This is a genomic window from Treponema sp. R6D11 (assembly GCF_054786075.1).
Window position 1 is genome coordinate 1 of record NZ_BDHD01000388.1, and the last position, 1,195, is coordinate 1,195.

The 1,195-nt window shown below is 52.8% G+C and carries 1 protein-coding gene; it reads right to left on the bottom strand.

The genetic code is table 11. The features are described from left to right. Nucleotides 1–122: 122 nt before the first annotated feature. Nucleotides 123–1,195: argininosuccinate synthase (locus ACYVTD_RS13360; protein WP_461248231.1), on the bottom strand; the 1,073-nt coding region annotated here is incomplete at its 5' end.

Here is a 1,195-nt window from a genome sequence, read left to right on the forward strand (position 1 = left end):
GCGGCGCTAACGGTATCGGCATTGTAGACCTTGTTGAGAACAGGGTTGTCGGCATTACAAGCGACAAATATACTGTTTCCGATTGTACGGGACGGTCAATCATAATGCGTATTTACGCCAATCTACTTCTTCGCCGTTCTTCTGCCAGTGCCCGCTTTCCCCGCCGCCGCCTTCGCCGAGGCGGCTTTAGCGCCACTCTTCTTCTCAAGCTGCATAAGCGCCCGCACATAAACCGGTAAGCGGTAAAGTTTGATAAACCCCTTCGCATCGGCGTGGTTGAACAATTCCCCCGTAGTAAAACTTGCGAGACTGGTGTTGTAGAGCGAGTAGGGTGACGTAACTCCCGCTGCGCTAATCGAACCTTTGTAAAGTTTAAGCCGCACTTTTCCGCTGACCGTCTGCTGGGTGCTGTCAACAAAAGAGGAAATCGCTTCGCGTAACGGAGTGAACCAGAGGCCGCCGTAGATAAGCTCGCCCATTTTAAGGGCGGCCTGCTGTTTGAAAGAGTAAGTCTGCCTGTCAAGACAGAGGTGTTCAAGCTCGCCGTGGGCGTAGTAGAGGATTGAACCGCCCGGCGTTTCGTACACCCCTCGGCTCTTCATGCCGACAACCCTGTTCTCAACAAGGTCTACAATGCCGATACCGTTAGCGCCGCCGATTTTGTTAAGCTGGTTGATAAGGGCGACCCCTTCCATTTTCTTTCCGTTAAGAGAAATGGGAACGCCCTTTTCAAATTCAATTTCCACGTATTCGGGCTTGTTAGGCGCTTTTTCAGGCGGAACCGTAATGGAGAGCATTTTTTTGTACATCGGCTCGTTCTCCGGGTCTTCAAGCTCCAACCCCTCGTGGGAAATATGCCAAAGGTTGTCGTCCATGCTGTAGGAATTTTTTTTCTTCATGGGGGCGGGGATTTTTCTTCTGGCAAGATACCTCATCTCATCTTCCCGGCTTTTAAGCTTCCAAGTCCGCCACGGGGCGATAATTTCAATGTCGGGTGCGAGCGCCATGATGCCAAGATCAAACCTTACCTGATCGTTCCCCTTGCCCGTCGCACCGTGGGCGATGGCGGTCGCCTTCTCCTTTCGCGCGTATTCGACAAGCACCTTGGCGATTAACGGCCTGGCGGTGGAAGTGCCGAGCAGGTACTTGTCCTCGTAAACCGCCCCCGCTTTAAGCGCCGGCCAGATGTATTCTT